This is a genomic window from Pseudoxanthomonas sp. LjRoot125 (genome assembly GCF_964252705.1).
Lineage (GTDB): Bacteria > Pseudomonadota > Gammaproteobacteria > Xanthomonadales > Xanthomonadaceae > Pseudoxanthomonas_A.
Genome location: NZ_CAXUOY020000002.1, coordinates 1 through 19,819 on the forward strand (window position 1 = coordinate 1; position 19,819 = coordinate 19,819).

Below are 19,819 nucleotides of genomic sequence, written 5' to 3' on the forward strand. Positions count from 1 at the left end.
CGGCATAGGCCTGCACGCGCACTTCATCGAGGGCGTTAACAACATTGCCGGAGCGGGAGCGGCGCGATGGCTGGGTTTCGACGGGGTCGTCAGGAACGTCTGGCTTACGTTGGAAGGGTTGGTTGCCATGCTGGGCGGCACTTTGCCCAAGGACTATCCCGTATTTACGGCGGGGGGCGTCTACTACGCGCTACGCTTTTCTGCTGCGTTGGTCCTGATCGCGCTGATACCCGTACAGGGACTTGCTTTGCTGCGAGGCCAGGATCGCGATGCAAGGATGTACGCTGCCTTCGTCCTCAGCAGTTTCGCTTTGTTCCTGTTCGTGCAGGGCACGACCACCACGCCCGATATGAGCGACCCGGTAGTGAGCGGGCGATATCTCGTGCCCGCTATGGTTCTGGGGATCATCATGGTGGTCTCCCGCATCCAGGCGCTTGATCTAACCCGATGGGCGCCCATGCTGGCGTTGTTCGTTGCCGTGATGCTGGTGAGCAGCCCGGTGTCCTCTTTGAATCCCATGTCACGCGCTTACACGCCCTCGTCGATCGATCAGCGTATGGGCATGATCAAGGAGCTTGAGCGGCGCGGCCTCCGTTATGGGTACGCAAGCTACTGGAACGCCAGCGCACTGACCGTACTCAGTGGGCAACGGGTGAAGATCCGGCCAGTGGAGGTGCATAGAAAGCTACCTCAACCGCGGCGGCATCTGTCTTCCAATCATTGGTATCGGGACGATGCTTGGAAGGGTCCCGTCTTCCTTCTTCTGACTCCGGAAGAGTCCAGGGCGATGGATTGGGAAGCCATCTCAAGCCTGGCTGGTCCGCCGCTACAGCAGTTCCAGGTGGCGGGACTGGAAGTCCATACTTTCGCGACGAATTTTCCGGCGACAGAGTTGCCGGGCTGGCAGACGTCGGACACCGATGAGATCAGCGATTTAACGATCCGGATGAACCTAGCGACCGCCCATACCGCCGGCAAGCTTGAACAGGCTGGTCAGTCGAGGCGGATGGTTGCGCAGCAGGGAGAGTCGGGATACCTGCATTTCGGCCCTTATCTGCGCGTGTCGCCCGGCACCTACAGAGCTACCTTCAACATTGAGACCGGCTCGCAAGGCGAGGTAGGGGATGCCGACGCGGCTGCCTTGCAGGGCAGCAGGATCTTCGCTGCAACCAAGTTGAAGGCGGGCCCCAATACCATCGAGTTCGCTATCGATAAGGCTGTCGGAGATCTGGAATTGAGGGTGATCTCCAACGGCAGCGCCAAAGTTGCGCTATCGACTATCGAGATCCACAAACTGCCTCCGAAGTGAGGCAGTTTGTGGTTGGGATTGCGCGACTGAGCCTGGATCGCGGAGCGGTTCCAAGCCGAGAATGGTCATCAGTCGAGGCTGGCGAGCGCGCTGTCAGCGGCTGCCAAGACCTCTTCTAACCGCTCTTCGAGGCCGAGCCAAAGGGGTAAACGGACCAGCTGAGAACTGACCCGGTCTGTAACCTCCATGCTCCCGCTGGTGCGGGCACAAGCGATCCCCTGCGGTGCGGAATGCAGAGGGATGTAATGGAATACGGTGCCGATACCGGCGGCTCGCATCGCGTCGATGAACCGGGTTCTCGCGTCCAAGTCGGCCAACAGAAGGTAGTACATATGAGCGTTGTGCGAGCAATCGAGCGGCACGATGGGCCTGCGCAGTCGCCCGGCGCGCTCATGTGCTTCGGCCCAGGCGTGGTAACGATCCCATATCGCAAGACGACGGCGCGTAATCGCCTCGCCGTGCTCCATCTGTGCCTTGAGGAACGCGGCGATCAACTCGCTGGGCAGATAGGACGAGCCCACGTCGACCCATGTGTACTTGTCCACCTGGCCGCGCAAGAAGCGACTTCGGTTCGTACCCTTCTCACGAATGATCTCCGCGCGCGCTGACAGTTCAGCGTCGCGGACCAGCAGTGCGCCGCCTTCGCCCGAAATGATGTTCTTGGTCTCATGGAAGCTGAGGCAGCCGAAGTCGCCGATCGCGCCCAGCGGCCGCCCTTTGTAGCTCGAGAACACTGCTTGCGCTGCATCTTCCACAACCTTCAGGCTGTGGCGGCGCGCGATGGCCATGATTGCGTCCATCTCGCAGGCCACGCCCGCGTAGTGCACCACGCAGATCGCTTTGGTGCGCGAGGTGATCGCCGGCTCGATCAGTGATTCGTCGATATTCAGCGTGTCCGGCCGGATATCCACGAATACAGGCACGGCCCCGCGTAGCGCGAACGCATTGGCAGTGGAGACGAAGGTAAAGGAGGGCATGATCACCTCGTCGCCCGGCACGAGGTCAAGCAACAGAGCACTCATTTCCAGTGCCGCCGTGCAAGAGTGCGTCAGCAGAGCCTTGGCGCAACCCGTGTTGGCTTCCAGCCAGTTATGGCAAAACTTGGTGAAAGGCCCATCGCCGGACAGATGCCCGTTGCCATGGGCTTCGGCAATGTAGCCGAGTTCGTCGCCGGTCATGTAAGGCTTATTGAAGGGGATCGCCAAATCGGTGCTCGGATGGAGAGGCGGCGCGTCAGCGCGTGCACTCAAGGATGCAATGGGTATAGGGCACGAACAGCATGTCTTCGCGGACTGTCATCTGCACGTGATCGAAGCGGCGCTCCGCAATGGTTCGGTACCCCGCCGGTGAGCGGATGTTCTGCCCGCGATCCCGCAGGATCAACGAGCGCGCGGCCTTGGACTGCGTGTGGGTGAGCGTACCGTCGATCGTAATCAACCGCCCGCCCGGCTTGAGCTTGTCGTGCGCCGTCGAGATCAAAGCTTCCGCCAGGTCATCGTCGAGGTGGTGCAGGATGCCGATCGCCAGCACGATATCGGCACCCTGTACCGATGGGTCCTCGAAATGGGCCACGTCCATGCACTCGAAGCGTCCTCGATCGCCGTACCTTCTTCGAGCGGCGTCGATGTAGGGCTGCGAGAGGTCAAAGCCGACGTAATGGAGGCCGCGGGGAAGGTAGGGCAGCAACTCGGCGGTACCGCAACCTATGTCCAATAGCTGATCGCCATCCTTCGGCCGAATATACTCGCGCACCAGCTTCTGGCGAGACCTTCCAGCCCCGAGAATCTTCTGGGTGAGATCGTAGAAGTAAGGATGGGAAAGAATCGACCGAATCCCGTGAGTTACCTGGCTCATCAGACCCCCGACCTAGACAGTACCAACACGCCGACGATGACGATGGCCGTGCCCGCAATCTTGTACATATCAATGCGCTCGTGGAAGAGGAACGTAGCGGCCAGCGCGACCAGCGGAAAGCTCAATGCGGTGAAGGGATAAGCCTTGCTCAGCGGCATCCTGCTCAGCGCCGCCATCCAGAACAGCGAGGCCCCGAAGGCGGCGGCGAAAGCGCTAATGATCCAGGGGTTGGTCAGTAACCATGCGACAACCCGGACACTGAAGCCGTCGACAGCCATCTCCGGCTTCAGGCCGACCTGCCACTTGATGACGATCTGGCCGTAGACGGTCAGCAAGATCGTGCAGGCGATGAAGATGTAGCTCATTGACTACGTTTCCCTAAGATGCCGCCAGCGCTACCGCGCTAGCGGAGGAGGATATCGGTATTTGCGTAAACGCATACTCGCGACTCATCGTCGCGTATGTCGAAAACCGCGCGCATATGCCCGTTGGGCTTCACATCGCCGGCGATTCGCAGGCTGGCGCGATACTCCTTGCCGGCCAGGATGGGACGCAGGAATGCCATGTTCAGGTTGCCGAAAATAGTTCCAGGACCGGGAACCTCGGTGCCCAGAATGCGTGAGAGCTCGGCAGCAGCGAGCACGCCGTGCGAGATGCGGCCGGGGAAGCCCGCGGCCTTGGCAGCATCATCATCGAGATGGATCGGATTGACGTCGCCTGAGGCGGCAGCGAAGGCGCCGACCTGATCCTTGCTGAAGAGAAGGCCGCGTTCGTAGACGCTGTGCTTTCCTGAAAGCAGTGCATTGATATGATAGGTATCCCATGCCTCAAACAGATGGAAACCCTCTCGTGCCCATACCTTCTGCACGGCGAAGTTGTTGACCTGGGTGGAAACGCGCATGGACGAGAAACCGCGCGCGGCAAAATCGGCCTGCGTATGCCGGATCAAGTCGCCGTAAATGCCACCACCTGACTCACGTGGGGACACGCCGTAGAGGACGCCTTCGCCGGTAAGGCCATCGGCCGACTCCGAACATGCCGCGAACGCAGCGAGGCGCCCATTACGTTCGCCGATCCACAAAATGCGCCCAGGAGCGAGTGCATGGCCTTCGGCCCACTCTTGGTAGCCGGCGAGGATCCGCACGGGATCGAGCAGTGGGTTGGCGTGGTAATGACTCCTGTAGTGGCGAAACGTCTCAGAAATGAGTTCGCGCAGCGCCTCCATGTCTCCGGGCGCGGCCTTGCGGAACGTCAAGTCGGGGTTGCGCAATGGAGCCGGTGAGTATTTGCGTAGGTCACAGGTGTAATACACCAAGGTATCGGCATGGATCAGCGGTAGCGACCAGCGCGAAATGCCATGGATGCCGTTTGCGGCGCTAGGCACGCGGATGATGGCCAGGTCGCAGTCGTTCTCGAAGATGGCCTTCGCGATAGCCTTGCTGTCGGGTTCAAGCTGCTTGCCGCGGACCACGTCGAGATCGAAGCGCGCCGAGTCCAGCGGCGAAGGCGAAAGTAGATCACCGTCCATCAAGTTCCTCCGGCGCGTTTACTTGTTCGGAAACTAGGTAATAGGGCCTGCGCTTGGCATCGACGAAAAGCCTGCCCAAATACAGGCCGAGTATGCCCAAGCACGATATCACCACGCCTCCTACCAACCAGATGGAGGCGATGATGCTGGTAAAACCGGCGACTTGTGTGTCGCCCTCAAAGAAGCGCAAGAGCGTCCAGCCGACCATGCCAAAGGCGATTGCTGCGAATGCCAAGCCTACCTTGACTACCAGGCGTAACGGCTTATCGGAATAAGAGAGAACGATCTCAAGCGCCAGCCGTAGAAGCTTGCCGAAGTTGTAGCCACTCTCTCCGTCCTTGCGTGCTGTGTGGTTGACTGCGACAAACTCGGTAGCGAATCCCGTCCATTTGACCATCAGCGGAAAGCAGCGGTCGCGCTCGGGCATGCTGTTGACCACGTCGATGACCTTGCGGCTGTAAGCGCCGAAGTTGGCTGTGCTGTGGTCCTGCTTGACGCCGGTGAGCCAAGAGAGCAATCGAAAGAACATCCAAGAGAAAAAGCGCTTTGGGATGCTGTCTTGCCGCGCCGCTCTTTGCGCAAAGACCACATCCACGCCGTTGGCCAAGTGCGATACAAGTAAGGGTATCTCCTCAGGCGGATCCTGGAGGTCGCAATCCATGACCACCACGGTATCGCCGCGAGATTGTTCAATGCCGGCAGCGATCGCATAGTGCTGGCCGAAGTTGCGGGAAAGTCTGACGCCGCGCAGCCACGGACGGCTCTGCGCAAGTTCGACGATGCGAGACCATGAGCCATCCGGGCTGCTATCGTCCACCAGGATAACTTCGAAAGTGTGGTTCGAATGACGCAGCGCCGAGGAAATCCTATCAACCAGCTCCTCCAAGCAGCTTCTGCAGCCGTAGACCGGCGATACGATCGACAGCGAAATCCCATGTCCACCCCAGTCGGCTCGGGCCGATGCTCTTGGCTCGGGGCGTGCTGACGCTGTTGTCATCGTGTCATCCATTGGTGCGGCCGTACACGTCTTCGAGCCGGACAATGTCGTCCTCGCCCAGGTAGCTTCCGGATTGAACCTCGATGAGCTCCAGCGGCAGCTTGCCCGGATTCCTCAGGCGATGGGTTACGCCAAGTGGGATGTAGGTACTCTGATTCTCCGTAAGCAGAATTGTCTCTTCGCCGCGGGTCACTTCCGCCGTTCCGCTGACGACGATCCAGTGTTCGGCGCGGTGGTGGTGCATCTGCAGACTGAGCACTGCGCCGGGTTTCACGGTGATCCGCTTCACCTGAAAGCGTGCACCATTGTCTATGGAATCGTAAGCACCCCAAGGGCGATAGACCTTCCGGTGCGCGGCAGCCTCGCTCCGACCTTCACGCTTGATCCGATTAACCACTTCTTTGATGTCCTGTACGCGATCGCGACGGCCCACCATGACGGCATCGTCGGTTTCGACCACGACAACGTCTTCAAGGCCAACCATCGCAATCAGTCGCGATCCGTAAGCATAGGTATTGCGGCAATCGAGTTCGATGACGTCCCCGTGATGGGCATTGCCTTTGGCGTCCTTGTCGGAAACATCCCAAAGGGCGGACCAAGAGCCAACGTCGCTCCATCCCGCGTCAAGGGGTACCACGACCGCGTCTTGGGTCTTCTCCATCACTGCATAGTCGATAGAGTTGCTCGGACATTCAGCGAACGCTTCAGGGCTTAGTCGGATGAAATCCTGGTCGACGGATGCCCGCTGCAGTGCCTGCTCGCACGCTGACATCATCGAGGGGTCGAACTTGCGCAACTCGTCCAGATAGCGCGAAGCCTTGAAGAGGAACATACCGCTGTTCCAGAAGTACTCCCCGGATGCAACGTACTCCCGCGCGGTGGCCAGATCGGGCTTCTCGATAAAGCGTTCCACCGCACGCACGCCGTCGCCCGCTTGTGCCTTGACGTAGCCGTAGCCTGTTTCTGGCCCGGACGGGACGATGCCGAAGGTCACCAGCTTATCGGCTTGCGCGGCGGAGGCGCCTATTCCGACGGCGCGCTGAAACGCGCGCTCATCACGGATCTCGTGATCCGAGGGCAGGACAAGTAGCAGGGCATCCTCGCCCGAGCGCAGGGCCTGCAGCGCGGCGATGGCGATCGCTGGCGCAGTGTTGCGGCCCATAGGCTCAAGGATCAAGGCTTCAGGTTCCGCATTCGACTCCCGCAGTTGTTCCGCCGCCATGAACCGGTGCTCTTGATTGGCCACCACGATCGGCTTCCGTCCGGCGATGGGCGCGACGCGCAACCACGTCGCTTGCAGCATCGTGTTGTCGCCAACAAGCGGAAGAAACTGTTTTGGATAGGCCTCGCGCGAGAGCGGCCAGAGACGGCTGCCGGAACCCCCGGACAGGATGACGGGAAGAATGGGGAGCATCGGAGACTGTCCTTGAATCAATGGGATGGGGTCCCGCCGCCGATGAGAGCTGTCAACTCTCTGGTGCGTTCGGCGAGCAAATCGGCATTTCCACGCGTTTCAACGTTGAGTCGCAGCAGCGGTTCAGTGTTCGAACTACGCAGATTGAACCGCCAGTCGCCGAAGTCCGCGCTGACGCCATCTGTGTGGTCCAGCTGAGGATGGAGGGACGCATAGTGATCTAACACGCGTCGGATCTTAGCGGGTACATCTTCGACCCTGAAGTTGATCTCTCCACTGCAGGGGAAGGCGCGCATTCGATCAGCGACCAGCCCCGCCAGAGACTGGCCGGTGACCGACACCAGGCCTGCGATCAGTAGCCAAGGGATCATTCCCGAATCGCAGTAAGCGAAATCTCGGAAATAGTGATGCGCGCTCATCTCTCCACCGTAGATCGCGTCTTCGGCGCGCATGCGTTCCTTGATGAAGGCGTGGCCGGTCTTGCTCATCACAGGCGTGCCGCCGGATGCCAACACCATTTCGACGGTGTTCCAAGTCAAGCGCGGATCGTGAATGATCCGTCCGTGCGGGTTGCCTGCGAGCAGGGCCTGCGCCAGCAAGCCCACGAGGTAATAGCCCTCGATGAAGACGCCCTCGGCATCAAAGAAGAAGCAGCGATCGAAATCACCATCCCAAGCGATACCGAAATCGGCGCCGTGCTGCGTGACGGCGTCTGCCGTAGCGCTTCGGCTGTCGGGTAGGAGGGGATTGGGAATACCATTCGGGAAGCTCCCATCCGGTTCGTGCTGGATGCGGATGAACTCAAACGGCAGGTGCGGCGCCAAGAGGTCGATGATCAGTCCCGCGCCGCCATTGCCTGCGTTCACGACGATCTTCAAGGGCTTCAGCGCGCTGCAGTCTACGTAACCCAGCAGATGTTCGATGTAGGCCGACTTGTCCGGTGCATCGATTCTTCGCGCGCCAGTCAGCGCTGCAGTCTCCTGCGCGCTGGTGGCGAAGTCGCGGATGGCGAACAGGCCGCTGTCCCCGCTGATTGGGCGCGCACCCTTCCGGACCAACTTCATGCCGTTGTAGTCCATGGGGTTGTGGCTGGCCGTCACCATGACGCCGCCGGCAGCATCGCGATGAAATGTCTGGAAATACACTTCTTCCGTACCGCATAGCCCGATATCGATCACATCGCGCCCGGCATGACGGAAGCCGGCTTCCAGCGCTTGCTGCAAAGCGGGGCTGCTGAGGCGGACATCGCGGCCCAGCACGACGGGGCCTGGGTCGAGCAGCGCTGCCATTCCTATTCCGATCCTACGAGCGAGCGCCTCGTTCAGCTCTTCCGGAACGCGACCGCGAATGTCGTAGGCTTTGAAACACTTCTGCGACTGCATGTGATGGCTTCTGATTGACGAGAAACGATCGCTTCACGACGCCGAATCGCGACGAACATGCCCAGCCGGAATAGAATTGGAGCCTTCCCTGCCGCGAATGGTCGAAGCGCTTTCCCGCGCCGCGAAGCGATTCTGGGTGATACTTACTGGGACTGTACGCGATAACCGCTCACGCTGACGCGCGCTGTTTCCGACACAATCACGCGGACTTCGACGTCCGTAGCGTTTGCAGGAACAGTGGCCACGAAGGTCGCCAGCGGCGCACCGGCGGCCGGCGCTCCCGTGATTTCCGCGCTACCCAGCTTGCTGTTGCCCTGGTTGGAGACCATGTCCACGGTCGCATGCGCGCCCTCCGGCAGCGCTTCAACGGTACCGTCGAGGACGACCTGGTAGGTACCAGCATCCAGCGCGGCGTACGGGCCGTAAACCAAGTAGCCGGCCTTGCCGGTGCTGCTGATCTTGCCATCGGCCACGATACCAACACCTGGCTCCGACGGTAGTTCATCCTGGCCAATCACTCGGATGAGCGATGCAGAGGAGGTCACGGGCGCAGGTATTTCAGCGGGCGCAGGAACCGCTGCGGTGGTGTCCGCCGCTGCCGCATCGGCGTCAGCGGATTTGTCCTGGCAACCGACTAGGGTGAGGGTTGCGGCGAGAATGAGCGCGACAGGGGTCTTCATGGGCTGGTCGGTGTGGAGTGAGGGGGGCGGACTGGCATGCGTCAGATCGAGTGGAGGTACAACAAAAGCCACTTAGAGAGCAGCTTGGAGGTCTGGAAGCAGCGTAAACAAATCCCCCACCAGCCCGATATCCGCGATCTCGAAGATCGGCGCTTCGCCGTCCTTGTTGATGGCCACGATGGTGCCGGCGTCCTTGATGCCGGTCAGGTGCTGGATGGCGCCGGAAATGCCGACGGCCACGTAAAGCTCGGGGGCGATGATCTTGCCGGTCTGCCCGACCTGCAGCTCGTTCGGCACGTAGCCGGCGTCCACGGCGGCGCGCGAAGCGCCGACGGCGGCGCCCAGCTTGTCGGCCAGCGCATAGATGACCTTGAAGTTCTCGGCCGATCCCACGCCGCGACCGCCGGAGACGACGCGCTTGGCGCTCTGCAGGTCGGGGCGGTCGGACTTGCCGGCGGCCAGGCCGACGTAGCGGGTGTGCGTGGGCAGGGCAGCGTCCACGCTGGCGGCTTCGACTGTCGCGCTACCGCCCTTGGCGGCTTCCGGCCAGGAAGCAGTGCGCACGGTCGCGACCACGGTCTGGTCGGCCGGGGTTTCAACGGTGATGATCGCGTTGCCGGCGTAGATCGGGCGCTTGAAGGTGTGCGTGCCTTCCACGGCCATCAGGTCGGAGACCTGGTTGACGCCGAGCAGGGCGGCGACGCAGGGCAGCAGGTCCTTGCCGAACGTGGTGGACGGCGCGAACACGTGCGTGTAGCCCGCGGCGAGTTTGGCGATCTGCGGGGCCAGTACCTGGGCGATGGCGTTCGCATTGGCGGCATGGGCGACGGTCAGCACCTTGGCGACGCCGGCGATCTGCGCGGCGTCGGTGGCGATGGCGGTTGGGTCGGCCGCCAGCACGACCACGTCGATGGCGTCGGCGTTCACGGCGGCGGCGGCGCTGACGGTCTTGGCGGTGGAAGCGTTGAGCTTGCCGTCCAGGTGTTCGGCGATTACGAGAACCTTGGCCATTACAGCAACCCCTTCTGCTTGAGTGCGGCGACCAGTTCGGCCGCGTCCTTCACCATGACGCCCTTGCTGCGCTTGGCAGGCGGCGCGTAGTGCGTGGTCTTGTGCGTATCGGCGGATTCGACGCCGAGGTCGGCCAGCTGCAGCGTTTCCAGCGGCTTGCTCTTGGCCTTCATGATGTCGGGCAGCTTGATGAAGCGCGGTTCGTTGAGGCGCAGGTCGGTGGTGACGACCGCGGGCAGGTCGACCTCGAGCGTTTCCAGGCCGGCATCGACCTCGCGGACCACCGTGGCCTTGCCGTCGGCGATGTCGAGCCTGCCGGCGAACGTCGCTTGCGGACGGCCCCACAGCGTGGCCAGCATCTGGCCGGTCTGGTTGGCGTCGTCGTCGATGGCCTGCTTGCCGAGGATCACCAGGTCCGGGGATTCCTTTTCGACCAGCTTCAGCAGGGTGCGGGCGGCGGTCAGCGGCTGGATGGCCTGGTCGGTAACCACGTGGATGGCGCGGTTGGCGCCCATGGCCAAGCCGTTGCGCAGGTGGGCTTGGGCGTCGGCGGGGGCGATGGTGGCGACCACGACTTCCGTGGCGATGCCCTTGTCGCGCAAGCGCAGGGCTTCTTCCAGCGCGATCTCGTCGAAGGGGTTGGGGGACAGCTTGACGCCGTCGGTGACAACGCCGGACCCGTCCGGCTTGACCTGGATGCGGACGTTGTAGTCCACCACGCGCTTGTAAGCGACGAGAATCTTCATCCTGCGGGAATTCCTGTATGCGACGGTGAGGCCCGGCCGCGGCGGCTGGCCGAGGGCAGAACGCCGATTTTAGCCGTCAGGCCCTGTCCATGCGAGCCCGTACGGTGGCGTCTGCAAGCGGATCCGCCAGCAGCGCGGCAAACCGTGCGGCGCTGCCGGGAGCCTGGTCGAAGAACAGCGAGGGTTCGGTCAGTTCCAGCTCGAGCAGGCAGGGATGTCCGTCCGGACCGGGGAGCAGGTCGACGCGTGCATACGCCAGCGGGGCATCCAACTGTCGCAGGCGGGCCGTCGCTGCCAGGATGCGCTCGGCGAGGGCGAGTTCCGACGGCAGGGCATCGCGCGCGGTGATGTCGCCTGCGGCCATGGGGGCCTGTCGCGCCGATTCCCCGGGTGGCAGCTGTGCGCCCTTGCGAAGCGCATGGCTGAACCGTCCGGCGAAATAGACCAGGGCGGTTTCGCCAGCCGCGTCCACCGTGGCCACATAGGGCTGCAGCATGACGCTGCGATCCTGGTCGAGCAGGCGGGCGATATGGTTGCCGGCGGCGAACTGCTGATCGCGACGGTACCGCTGGGTGTCGCGCGCGCCCGCGCTGACCGCAGGCTTGACCACGAACTCCCCACTGTCCGGGAACGCCCCGAGGAAGCGCGCCAGGGCGTCCATCGGTTCGGCGTCCGGCTCCACGAATGACGTCGGCACCGTGGGGATGCCGATCGCGGCCAGGTCGGCCAAGTAATGCTTGTCGGTGTTCCAGCGCACCACGTTCAGCGGGTTCAGCAGCGCGCTCACGCGATCCACCTGTTCTGCCCATGCGAGAAATTCGGGCAGCCGTTCGGTGTAGTCCCAGGGCGAGCGCAGCAGCACCGTGTCGAAGCGTCCCCAATGCACGGTGGGATCGTCCCAGGCCACGGCGCGGGCATGCAGGCCGGCGTCGGCGCAGGCGTCCAGCAGGGGAGCGAGGTCATCGTCATGCCCGGTGGCAGCGACGGCGGTGACGAGGGCGATGGTTCTCATCCCGGAAGTGTACGCGCACGTCCCACAGGGGATTCCCATTGCCCGAAAGTACCTGTGTCGCCTCAGGGCGGCTGGGTAGAATGCGGGCTTTCCTCAATAATGGATCGCGCCATGGCGGGTACACCAGCCTCCGGAGGCAAGCAAAAGCTCTACCCCAGCGCAGCGGCCGCGCTGGAGGGCGTCGTGGCGGACGGGCAGACCCTGGCCGTCGGCGGCTTCGGCCTGTGCGGCATTCCCGAAGCGCTGATCGGCGCGCTCCGGGACAGCGGCGCGAAAGGGCTGACGGCGATCTCCAACAACGCAGGCGTCGACGGCTTTGGCCTGGGCCTGCTGCTGGAGACCCGGCAAATCAAGAAGATGATTTCGTCCTACGTGGGCGAGAACAAGGAATTCGAGCGCCAGTTCCTCTCGGGTGAACTGGAGTTGGAATTCAATCCGCAGGGCACGCTGGCCGAGCGCCTGCGCGCCGGCGGCGCAGGTATCCCCGCGTTCTTCACCCGCACCGGCTACGGCACGGTGGTGGCCGAAGGCAAGGAAACCCGCCAGTTCGGCGAGCACTGGTACGTCATGGAAACCGCGCTGGCCGCCGACGTGTCGCTGGTCAAGGCATGGAAGGCCGACAAGGCCGGCAACCTGGTGTTCCGCAAGACGGCGCGCAACTTCAACCCGGCCTGCGCCATGGCCGGCAAGGTCTGCATCGCCGAGGTCGAGGAGGTGGTGGAAGTCGGCCAGATCGATCCCGACCACGTCCATCTGCCCGGCATCTACGTGGACCGCATCGTCCATAACCCGACCCCCGAGAAGCGCATCGAGCAGCGCACCGTCCGCCAAGGAGACAAGTGATGCCCTGGACCCGCGATGAGATGGCGCAGCGCGCCGCGCGCGAACTGACCGATGGCGCGTATGTGAACCTGGGCATCGGCCTGCCGACGCTGGTCGCCAATCACATTCCCGCCGGCGTGGACGTCTGGCTGCAGTCCGAGAATGGCCTGCTCGGGATCGGCCCGTTCCCGAAAGAGGACGAAGTCGACGCCGACCTCATCAATGCCGGCAAGCAGACCGTCACCGCCCGCGCGGGTGCCAGCTACTTTGGCAGCCACGACTCCTTCGCCATGATCCGCGGCGGCCACATCGACCTGGCGGTGCTGGGTGCCATGCAGGTCACCGACAAGGGCGACCTGGCGAACTGGATGGTCCCGGGAAAGATGGTCAAGGGCATGGGCGGCGCCATGGACCTGGTCGCCGGCGTCAAGCGCATCGTCGTGCTGATGGAGCACGTGGCCAAGGATGGCAGCCACAAGATCCTGCCGCAGTGCGACCTGCCCCTCACCGGCGTGGGCGTGGTCGACCGGATCATCACCGATCTGGCGGTGTTCGACGTGACCCCGCAGGGCCTGGTGCTGGTTGAGGCGGCGGATGGTGTGACGGAGGCCGAACTGCAGGCCAAGACAGGCGTCACTTTCTCCGCCACAGTTTGACCGACTGCCTGAGCGTTGCGTGACGCACGTCAATTCCCGGTTCGTCACGGGGCCTGGACGCTTCTGACTTTCAGCTGTACGTCCTGCTGCCGATAAACAGCCAAGTAGACCGACTTGGCTGTTTTCATTTCCTCGGCCTGGGATATAGTGTCGTTTCAGGGGCTCCAACTGTTTTTTCTTGAGGGTACGTATGAAACTCCGCATTGGCGCTTGCGCCTTGGTATTGGCTTTGGCCGGGTGCAGTGGAGAAAGCCCCGATTCAGGGGTTGCAGGGATGCGGGGTGTCGCAGCGAGCAAGGCGACCGGCAAGCTGCCCATGGCGTTGCCGCTGGCCCGCGCAATTGGCGCATCCATCGCCAACGCTCCCGACAGGGGTGCACTGCTGTCCTATCCCAACAAGGCGACGCCTGCCAAGCAGGAAGGCGCCTATACGTGGTACCCGACCTCGATCAGTGAGGCGCACGCATTCAAGGGCATCGCCGACGGCGAAATGACCGTCCCGGCCCCGGACGGGAGCCAGGTGAAGCTGCGCTACGAGCGCCACGTGGAAGAGATCGATGGCAACTGGACGTGGATCGGCCGTGTGGTCGGCGGCGACCAGATGCAGGAAGCCATCATCACCTTCGGCGAGAAGGCGGTCTTCGGTTCCATTCCCCAGGCCAACGGCAAGCCGGCGCTGAGCCTGCAGACGCGCAACGGCACCGTATTCGCTGTCCAGACCGACCCGTCCAAGGTCGTCTCGGCCACGAAGGGCCATGTTGACGTCATGGTGCCGGAAGCGGCGGCGCTCCGTTCCTCGATGGGCGCAGCGGTGTCGCAGTCGGCGCAGGTGAGCCAAGGTGCGACCGCCGTCGCGCAGGGAGCGCCCCAGACGGCCGCAAACACGATCGACGTCGCCATCGGCTATACGCCCGAGTTCGCTACCGCCAATGGCGGCGCATCGGGCGCGGCGACGCGCCTGATCTATCTGATCCAGGTGGGCAACCAGGCGTTCGTCAACAGCGACATCAACGGCTACCTGCGCATCGTCAATGCGGTGCAGGTCAGCTACACCAACACCAACACCAACCAGACGGCGCTGTCCGAGCTGACGGGCAGCAATGGCCAGTCCGCGGTGACGGTCCCCGCGAGTCTTGCCCCGCTGCGGACTGCGCGCGACCAGTACGGCGCCGACATTGCCGTGTTGGTCCGCAAGTTCAACACTCCCGAGAACGAGGGCTGCGGTATCGCGTGGCTGAATGGCGCGAACCAGACGGCGATCACGGCCGCGGACGCCTCGTGGGGCTACGCCGTCATCAGCGACGGTTACGACCAGGGCACGGACGGGAAGACCTACTATTGCGCGGACGAAACACTGGTCCATGAGGCCGCGCACCTGATGGGTTCGGCACATGATCGTGCCAACTCGTTGAACTCTTCCAATGGCTTGCTGTATGGCCGTTACCCGTACTCCTTCGGTTACAAGACCGCCGCGAATGCTGGCAACTTCTACACCGTGATGGCGTATGGCGATACCGGTCAGCTCGCGCACCGCATCTTCTCTACCCCCTTAAAGAGTACCTGTGGCGCCAGTGCTAATCTGGCGTGCGGCGTGGCGAATAGCGAAGACAATGCGCGCAGCCTGAACCAGACAATCCCGATCGTCGCGCAATTCCGAGCCACGATTGTCCCCTTCACTGGCGGACTCAAAAATGACGCGAACGGAGACGGTCGCTCCGATCTCTTCTGGCACAGCACTACCGCGCAGTATCAGCAGACCTGGCTGATGAATGGGACGAGTTGGTCCTACGGGACTGCAAATGCGGTGAGCAGCGCCTACCGCGTCGGAGGGGTGGGTGATTTCAACGGCGATGGCTTGGCAGACGTGCTGTGGTACGACCAGGCGAAAACCTCTCTCTACGCGTGGCTGTCTGGTTCCACGGGTCAGTACTCCATCGTATTCCTGCGTAGCTACCCTGCGGGTTGGGACATCGCGGGTATCGAGGATGCCAACGGTGACGGGCGCTCGGATATCTTCTGGCATAACCCGACGGCGGGTGCGCTCGAGTATTGGCTGATGAACGGCTCTGCCTGGACTTACGGCGGGGCACGTTCGATCTCGAACATCTACCGTGTGTCGGCGATTGCGGATATCAACGGCGATAGCTACGCGGACATCGTCTGGCGCGACAGTGGCAACACGCAGCTCTGGGCGTGGATGGGTTCTTCGACTGGCGTTTTCGCGGCTCCCGTCCTACTGCGAAGCTACCCCCAAGGGTGGCAGGTGGTGGGCGCGGCCGATGTGAACAACGACGGTCGCGATGATCTTTTCTGGCACAACGCGACCACGGGCTCACTGGAATATTGGCTGATGAATGGCACGACGTGGACGTACGGCGGAGCTCGACCTGTTCCGACGAAATACGTGGTCGCGGCGCTCGGCGATTACAACGGCGACGGGTATGCGGACGTCATTTGGCGCGATAACGCCAAGACCGAGCTCTGGATTTGGCAGGGGCAGCAGAGTGGCGTGTTCACTTCCATCCAGCTTCCATTCCCTGGTGGATATCCCGCGGGTTGGGATATCGTCAAATAAGGTGTGACACGACATGCGTGAAAAAGCGCCGCGGGGGACCGCGGCGTTTTTTTTTGCGCGAGCTGGCGCAAGACTGTTGCTGGGACCCAAGAGGGGGATTTCTGGAGGCCACGGTTGCAGGGGCGGCTTCCGGGACGCGCCTCTCGATATCCCTTCTCCTACACCACCTTGTAGCCAGCGCCTCGAACGACTGCTGCGAACAGTCGCTCGACGGCATGTGCAGTGGTCCCGTCAATTTGCCCAGCCTCGGCTTCAAATTCTGACGGAACCAGGTCGCTTTCGATAAGGGGTGCCAATGAAGGAAGGCGGACCCAGAACATGCTGCCCGCCGCGAAGTGCGCATCGTAGTTAGAAATATCGACGCCGATGCGGATCGCCAGATCATTTGTTGCACGATCATTGCCGCCCATGCGGGCCTTAAGAGGCAAGAGGCTGTCTTCGGGTGCGATCATGCCCATGATCGGGTCGGCCCGCATGCGTGAGATGGCGCTGGCATAGGCGCCGTCGTCAATCAGGCTGCGAAGGAGACTCTCTCTCCACAGGTCGCCGTTGGAGAGATGCGGTGACCGTTTGGTATGTAGCTTGAGTACGAGATCCTCGCCTTCCAGCAAGAGACGGGATGCGGTCTTCAGAAAAGGAAGGATGTCGCGCCCACGATTTTCATGAAGATGCAGTTCGGCGGTAAGCGAAGCGTGTTCGATGACTTGCCTGACCTCTGCTTCGAGGTGATGGGCCGTCGTGACAACGAGCCGGCATCGGGGCGCGACGTTGGCGAGCCTCTCTAATATGTCTGCCAGTATCGATGGATACCATGCGTGGATCACAACGCAGGGCCGTTGCATCTTCCGGGCTTCTTCCTTCAGCCGTAGACTTTCGCGTGTTGCATGAAGCCACGCGTGACCCCAACGGAGGTCCGGCTCAAGCACCGCGCCTTCTGCCCACTCATTCCACGCGTTGATGAATATTGGCGGCTGAATCGCGTCGCTGGACGCACATCTCGTGAGTGCATGGCTGAGCCATCGGCCGTAGCCGTAAGGCGTAGCGCCAATGTATGCAACCCCTGAGCCAGGTCTCCTCCCTTGATTGTCCCAGGAAGGATTGATGCCCGGGTAGCGGGTATACCGCTGGCTCGGTCTTTCCATGAACGAATCTGCCATGGCCCTCCAGCTTTTCACTGAACCCGAGAATGCCGGATTAAGTAGCGACAATTGATCTGTTACAGCAGGGACGCCGCTGGAGTTAGGCGGAAATTCGATGGCAGAATCCAATCCGAAAGACGCAGGCGCTACATTGTCGAAGCTCTGTACGTATGCAAGTTCTATTGCACCCACGCCGTTCTCGAGACACCAGTTACGCCATCTCTCGGCGGTGGCTAGCATGTCGGGAAGCAGGCCCGGCCGGTAGATCACCAGGAGTGGGCGCCCATCCACCCGCAGATAACGCGGATCCCGCATGTACTCCGCCACGTACTCGATGAACGCGATATCGTCCTCGGGGGAGTGCTGCTGGTCGATCAGGATTTCATTGCCGCGGCCATCCCAGGTGCGGGTCCACTTCTCGTTCGCCCAGCACAGGCAGAACTTCAGGTCGATGGTCTTGTCGTTGAGCCAGTTGCGCAGCGGTGTTTCCAGTAGCGTCTTGCCGCCGAACCAGTAGAAGTAGAAGCAGAATGCGCTGATGCCGTACTCGCGTGCCAGGCGTGCCTGCTCGTGCATCACCTCGACATTGCGCAGATCGTAGAACCCGAGATCGCCGGGGAGTTTGGGCTGGTAGTGGCCCTCGAACTGGGGCAGGGCGCGGGTGACGTTGCGCCATTCGGTGAAGCCCTTGCCCCACCATGCGTCGTTCTCGGGAATGGTGTGGAACTGCGGCAGATAAAACGCGACCAGCGTGGCAGGCAAGGGATCCGGCAGTTCGCCCTTCTCGTAGGCCACGTAACCGATGGCGCGCTCATCCGAGCGGACATAGGGCCTGCGCGGCTGGGCGCCACTTTGCGCTTTGCCCTTCGGGCCTTCCGGGACCCAATCGCCGCGCGTGTCGAGGAAGCGCTGCCGCAACCGGTCACGCGTCGCTTCCGGCATCGGCGTGAGACGGAACGCGGCCCGCAGTGCGTAGAACAGGGTGGTGCGCACGCGGCGTGACAGGGGATTCGCCACAGGCTTCCTAGAGGTTCTGGTAGTTCGGCCCCGAACCGCCTTCCGGCGTCACCCAGTCGATGATCTGGTAGGGGTCCTTGATGTCGCAGGTCTTGCAGTGCACGCAATTGGCGGCGTTGATCTGCAGGCGCTTGCCGTCGCCGTCATCGACGATTTCGTAGACCCCGGCAGGGCAGAAGCGCGTGCAGGGGTTGTCGTACTCGGTGGCACAACGGCTGACGCACACCGACGTGTCGTGCACGCGCAGGTGCACGGGCTGGTCTTCGTCGTGTTCGGTGGCGGCGAAGTAGACGCCCTGCAGGCGATCGCGTGGCGCCAGCGAACGGTCCACGTAGTCGCGCTTGGGTTCTTCGTGTTCGCCGACCTTATCGAGCGAGGACCAGTCGGGCTTCACCTTCAGCGTCCACGGCGAGAGGCCGCCGGTGATGGTTTCCCAGGCCGCGTTGGCCATGCCGAACCACAGGCCCTTCTTGAAGCCCGGCTTGATGTTGCGCACGGACTTCAGCTCGGCCATCGCCTCGGAATCGCGCAGCTTCGCGTCGAACCCTTCCGGCGCCAACTGCGAGGCCACCAGATGTTCGGCCGCCAGCATGCCGCTGCGGATCGCCTGGTGCGTGCCCTTGATCTTCGGCACGTTGAGCAGGCCCGCGGTGTCGCCGATCAACAATGCGCCCGGCATCTCGACCTTCGGCAGCGATTGCCAGCCGCCGGTGACGATGGCGCGCGCGCCGGCGGACAGGATGCTGCCGCCTTCCAGGACCGGTTTGATCAGCGGGTGGTTCTTCCATTGCTGGAAGGCCTCCCACGGTTTGTATTCCGGATCCTTGTAGTCCAGCCCGCTGACGTAGCCCAGTGCGATCTGGTTGTTGTCCAGGTGGTACAGGAAGCTGCCGCCGTAAATGTCGTTGCTGGCCGGCCAGCCCAGGGTGTGCACGATCTTGCCCGGCGTGACGCGCCCTTCCGGCACCTGCCAGAGTTCCTTGATGCCGATCGAATACGCCTGCGGATCGCTGTCCTTGTCCAGGGCGAAGCGCTTCACCAGCCGCTTGGTCAGATGGCCGCGCGCGCCCTCGGCCAGCACGGTGACTTTGGCACGGATGTCGATGCCCTGCGTGTAGCCGGGCTTGTGGCTGCCATCCTTCGCGATGCCCATGTCGCCGATGCGCACGCCAAGGACCTTGCCGTCGTCATCGTGCAGCGTTTCGGATGCGGCGAAGCCCGGGTAAATCTCCACGCCCAGCGCTTCGGCCTGCGGCGCCAGCCAAGCGCACAGCGCGCCCAGCGATACGATGAAGTTGCCATGGTTGCGCATGCCCGGCGGCACCATGGGGAACTTGCGGCCGCCGTCCTTGCTGAAGTACCAGAACTCATCGTCCGCGGCCGGCACGCAGATCGGCGGCGGGTTGTCGCGCCAGCCGGGCAGCAGCGCGTCGAGTGGCTGGGGTTCGATCACGGCGCCGGACAGGATGTGCGCACCGATGGTGCTCGCCTTCTCGATCACGCAGACCGAGATGTCGGGGTTCAGCTGTTTCAGCCGGATCGCGAAGGCTAGGCCCGCGGGGCCTGCGCCGACGGTCACGACGTCGTATTCCATTACATCGCGTTCGACATCGGACATCGGTGCGGCTCCGGCATGGCATTAGGCTGCCGGTATTTTCGGCGTTTGCGCGGGAGGGG

17 protein-coding genes are annotated in these 19,819 nt (G+C 62.6%); 4 read left to right on the forward strand and 13 right to left on the reverse strand.

The features are described from left to right. A partial coding sequence (locus ACSION_RS15570; protein WP_435306732.1) for a hypothetical protein occupies positions 1-1,309 on the forward strand: 1,309 nt, incomplete at its 5' end. 68 nt (positions 1,310-1,377) lie between these two features. Here the strand turns inward: ACSION_RS15570 and rffA are convergent. From rffA to ACSION_RS15625, 11 genes are all read right to left on the reverse strand, one after another. Beyond that, positions 1,378-2,559 (reverse strand): dTDP-4-amino-4,6-dideoxygalactose transaminase, encoded by a 1,182-nt coding sequence (gene rffA / locus ACSION_RS15575; RefSeq protein ID WP_435306733.1) that lies wholly within the window; start codon positions 2,557-2,559, stop codon positions 1,378-1,380. After that, on the reverse strand, positions 2,543-3,163 hold the full coding sequence (locus ACSION_RS15580) for a class I SAM-dependent methyltransferase (protein ID WP_435306734.1): 621 nt from the start codon (positions 3,161-3,163) through the stop codon (positions 2,543-2,545). Before ACSION_RS15580 ends, rffA begins: the two co-directional genes overlap by 17 nt. Further along, positions 3,163-3,528 carry an EamA family transporter gene (locus tag ACSION_RS15585; RefSeq protein ID WP_435306735.1) on the reverse strand — a complete coding sequence of 122 codons (366 nt, stop codon included), beginning with the start codon at positions 3,526-3,528 and terminating at the stop codon, positions 3,163-3,165. The genes ACSION_RS15580 and ACSION_RS15585 overlap by 1 nt, the downstream gene beginning before the upstream one ends. Before the next feature lie 38 nt (positions 3,529-3,566). Beyond that, positions 3,567-4,691, reverse strand: coding sequence for a GNAT family N-acetyltransferase (locus ACSION_RS15590; RefSeq protein ID WP_435306736.1), 1,125 nt, complete (start codon positions 4,689-4,691; stop codon positions 3,567-3,569). After that, positions 4,681-5,622, reverse strand: coding sequence for a glycosyltransferase family 2 protein (locus tag ACSION_RS15595; RefSeq protein ID WP_435306974.1), 942 nt, complete (start codon positions 5,620-5,622; stop codon positions 4,681-4,683). Before ACSION_RS15595 ends, ACSION_RS15590 begins: the two co-directional genes overlap by 11 nt. Positions 5,623-5,692: 70 nt before the next feature. Continuing rightward, positions 5,693-7,102, reverse strand: a complete 1,410-nt coding sequence (locus ACSION_RS15600) for a mannose-1-phosphate guanylyltransferase/mannose-6-phosphate isomerase (protein ID WP_435306737.1) — start codon at positions 7,100-7,102, stop codon at positions 5,693-5,695. A gap of 17 nt (positions 7,103-7,119) precedes the next feature. After that, positions 7,120-8,484 (reverse strand): phosphomannomutase, encoded by a 1,365-nt coding sequence (locus tag ACSION_RS15605; protein ID WP_435306738.1) that lies wholly within the window; start codon positions 8,482-8,484, stop codon positions 7,120-7,122. A gap of 143 nt (positions 8,485-8,627) precedes the next feature. Further along, a complete protein-coding gene (locus ACSION_RS15610) occupies positions 8,628-9,164 on the reverse strand; it encodes a hypothetical protein (protein ID WP_435306739.1) in 537 nt (178 codons plus the stop codon). 72 nt (positions 9,165-9,236) lie between these two features. Then, a complete protein-coding gene (locus ACSION_RS15615) occupies positions 9,237-10,175 on the reverse strand; it encodes an electron transfer flavoprotein subunit alpha/FixB family protein (RefSeq protein WP_435306740.1) in 939 nt (312 codons plus the stop codon). After that, positions 10,175-10,921, reverse strand: coding sequence for an electron transfer flavoprotein subunit beta/FixA family protein (locus ACSION_RS15620; RefSeq protein WP_435306741.1), 747 nt, complete (start codon positions 10,919-10,921; stop codon positions 10,175-10,177). The genes ACSION_RS15615 and ACSION_RS15620 overlap by 1 nt, the downstream gene beginning before the upstream one ends. A 76-nt stretch (positions 10,922-10,997) precedes the next feature. Beyond that, positions 10,998-11,933 carry an ATP-grasp domain-containing protein gene (locus ACSION_RS15625; RefSeq protein WP_435306742.1) on the reverse strand — a complete coding sequence of 312 codons (936 nt, stop codon included), beginning with the start codon at positions 11,931-11,933 and terminating at the stop codon, positions 10,998-11,000. 111 nt (positions 11,934-12,044) lie between these two features. Between ACSION_RS15625 and ACSION_RS15630 the strand changes: the two genes are divergently transcribed. The 3 genes from ACSION_RS15630 (at position 12,045) to ACSION_RS15640 (ending at position 15,986) form a co-directional block, all read left to right on the forward strand. Next, on the forward strand, positions 12,045-12,776 hold the full coding sequence (locus ACSION_RS15630) for a CoA transferase subunit A (RefSeq protein ID WP_435306743.1): 732 nt from the start codon (positions 12,045-12,047) through the stop codon (positions 12,774-12,776). Next, positions 12,776-13,411, forward strand: coding sequence for a CoA transferase subunit B (locus ACSION_RS15635; protein WP_435306744.1), 636 nt, complete (start codon positions 12,776-12,778; stop codon positions 13,409-13,411). Before ACSION_RS15630 ends, ACSION_RS15635 begins: the two co-directional genes overlap by 1 nt. A gap of 190 nt (positions 13,412-13,601) precedes the next feature. Next, positions 13,602-15,986 carry an FG-GAP-like repeat-containing protein gene (locus ACSION_RS15640; RefSeq protein WP_435306745.1) on the forward strand — a complete coding sequence of 795 codons (2,385 nt, stop codon included), beginning with the start codon at positions 13,602-13,604 and terminating at the stop codon, positions 15,984-15,986. 158 nt (positions 15,987-16,144) lie between these two features. On the opposite strand, the gene ACSION_RS15645 is transcribed toward ACSION_RS15640, so the two are convergent. Then, on the reverse strand, positions 16,145-18,118 hold the full coding sequence (locus ACSION_RS15645) for a glycoside hydrolase family 99-like domain-containing protein (protein ID WP_435306746.1): 1,974 nt from the start codon (positions 18,116-18,118) through the stop codon (positions 16,145-16,147). 31 nt (positions 18,119-18,149) lie between these two features. After that, a complete protein-coding gene (locus tag ACSION_RS15650; RefSeq protein WP_435306747.1) occupies positions 18,150-19,760 on the reverse strand; it encodes an electron transfer flavoprotein-ubiquinone oxidoreductase in 1,611 nt (536 codons plus the stop codon). Between the last annotated feature and the right edge of the window lie 59 nt (positions 19,761-19,819).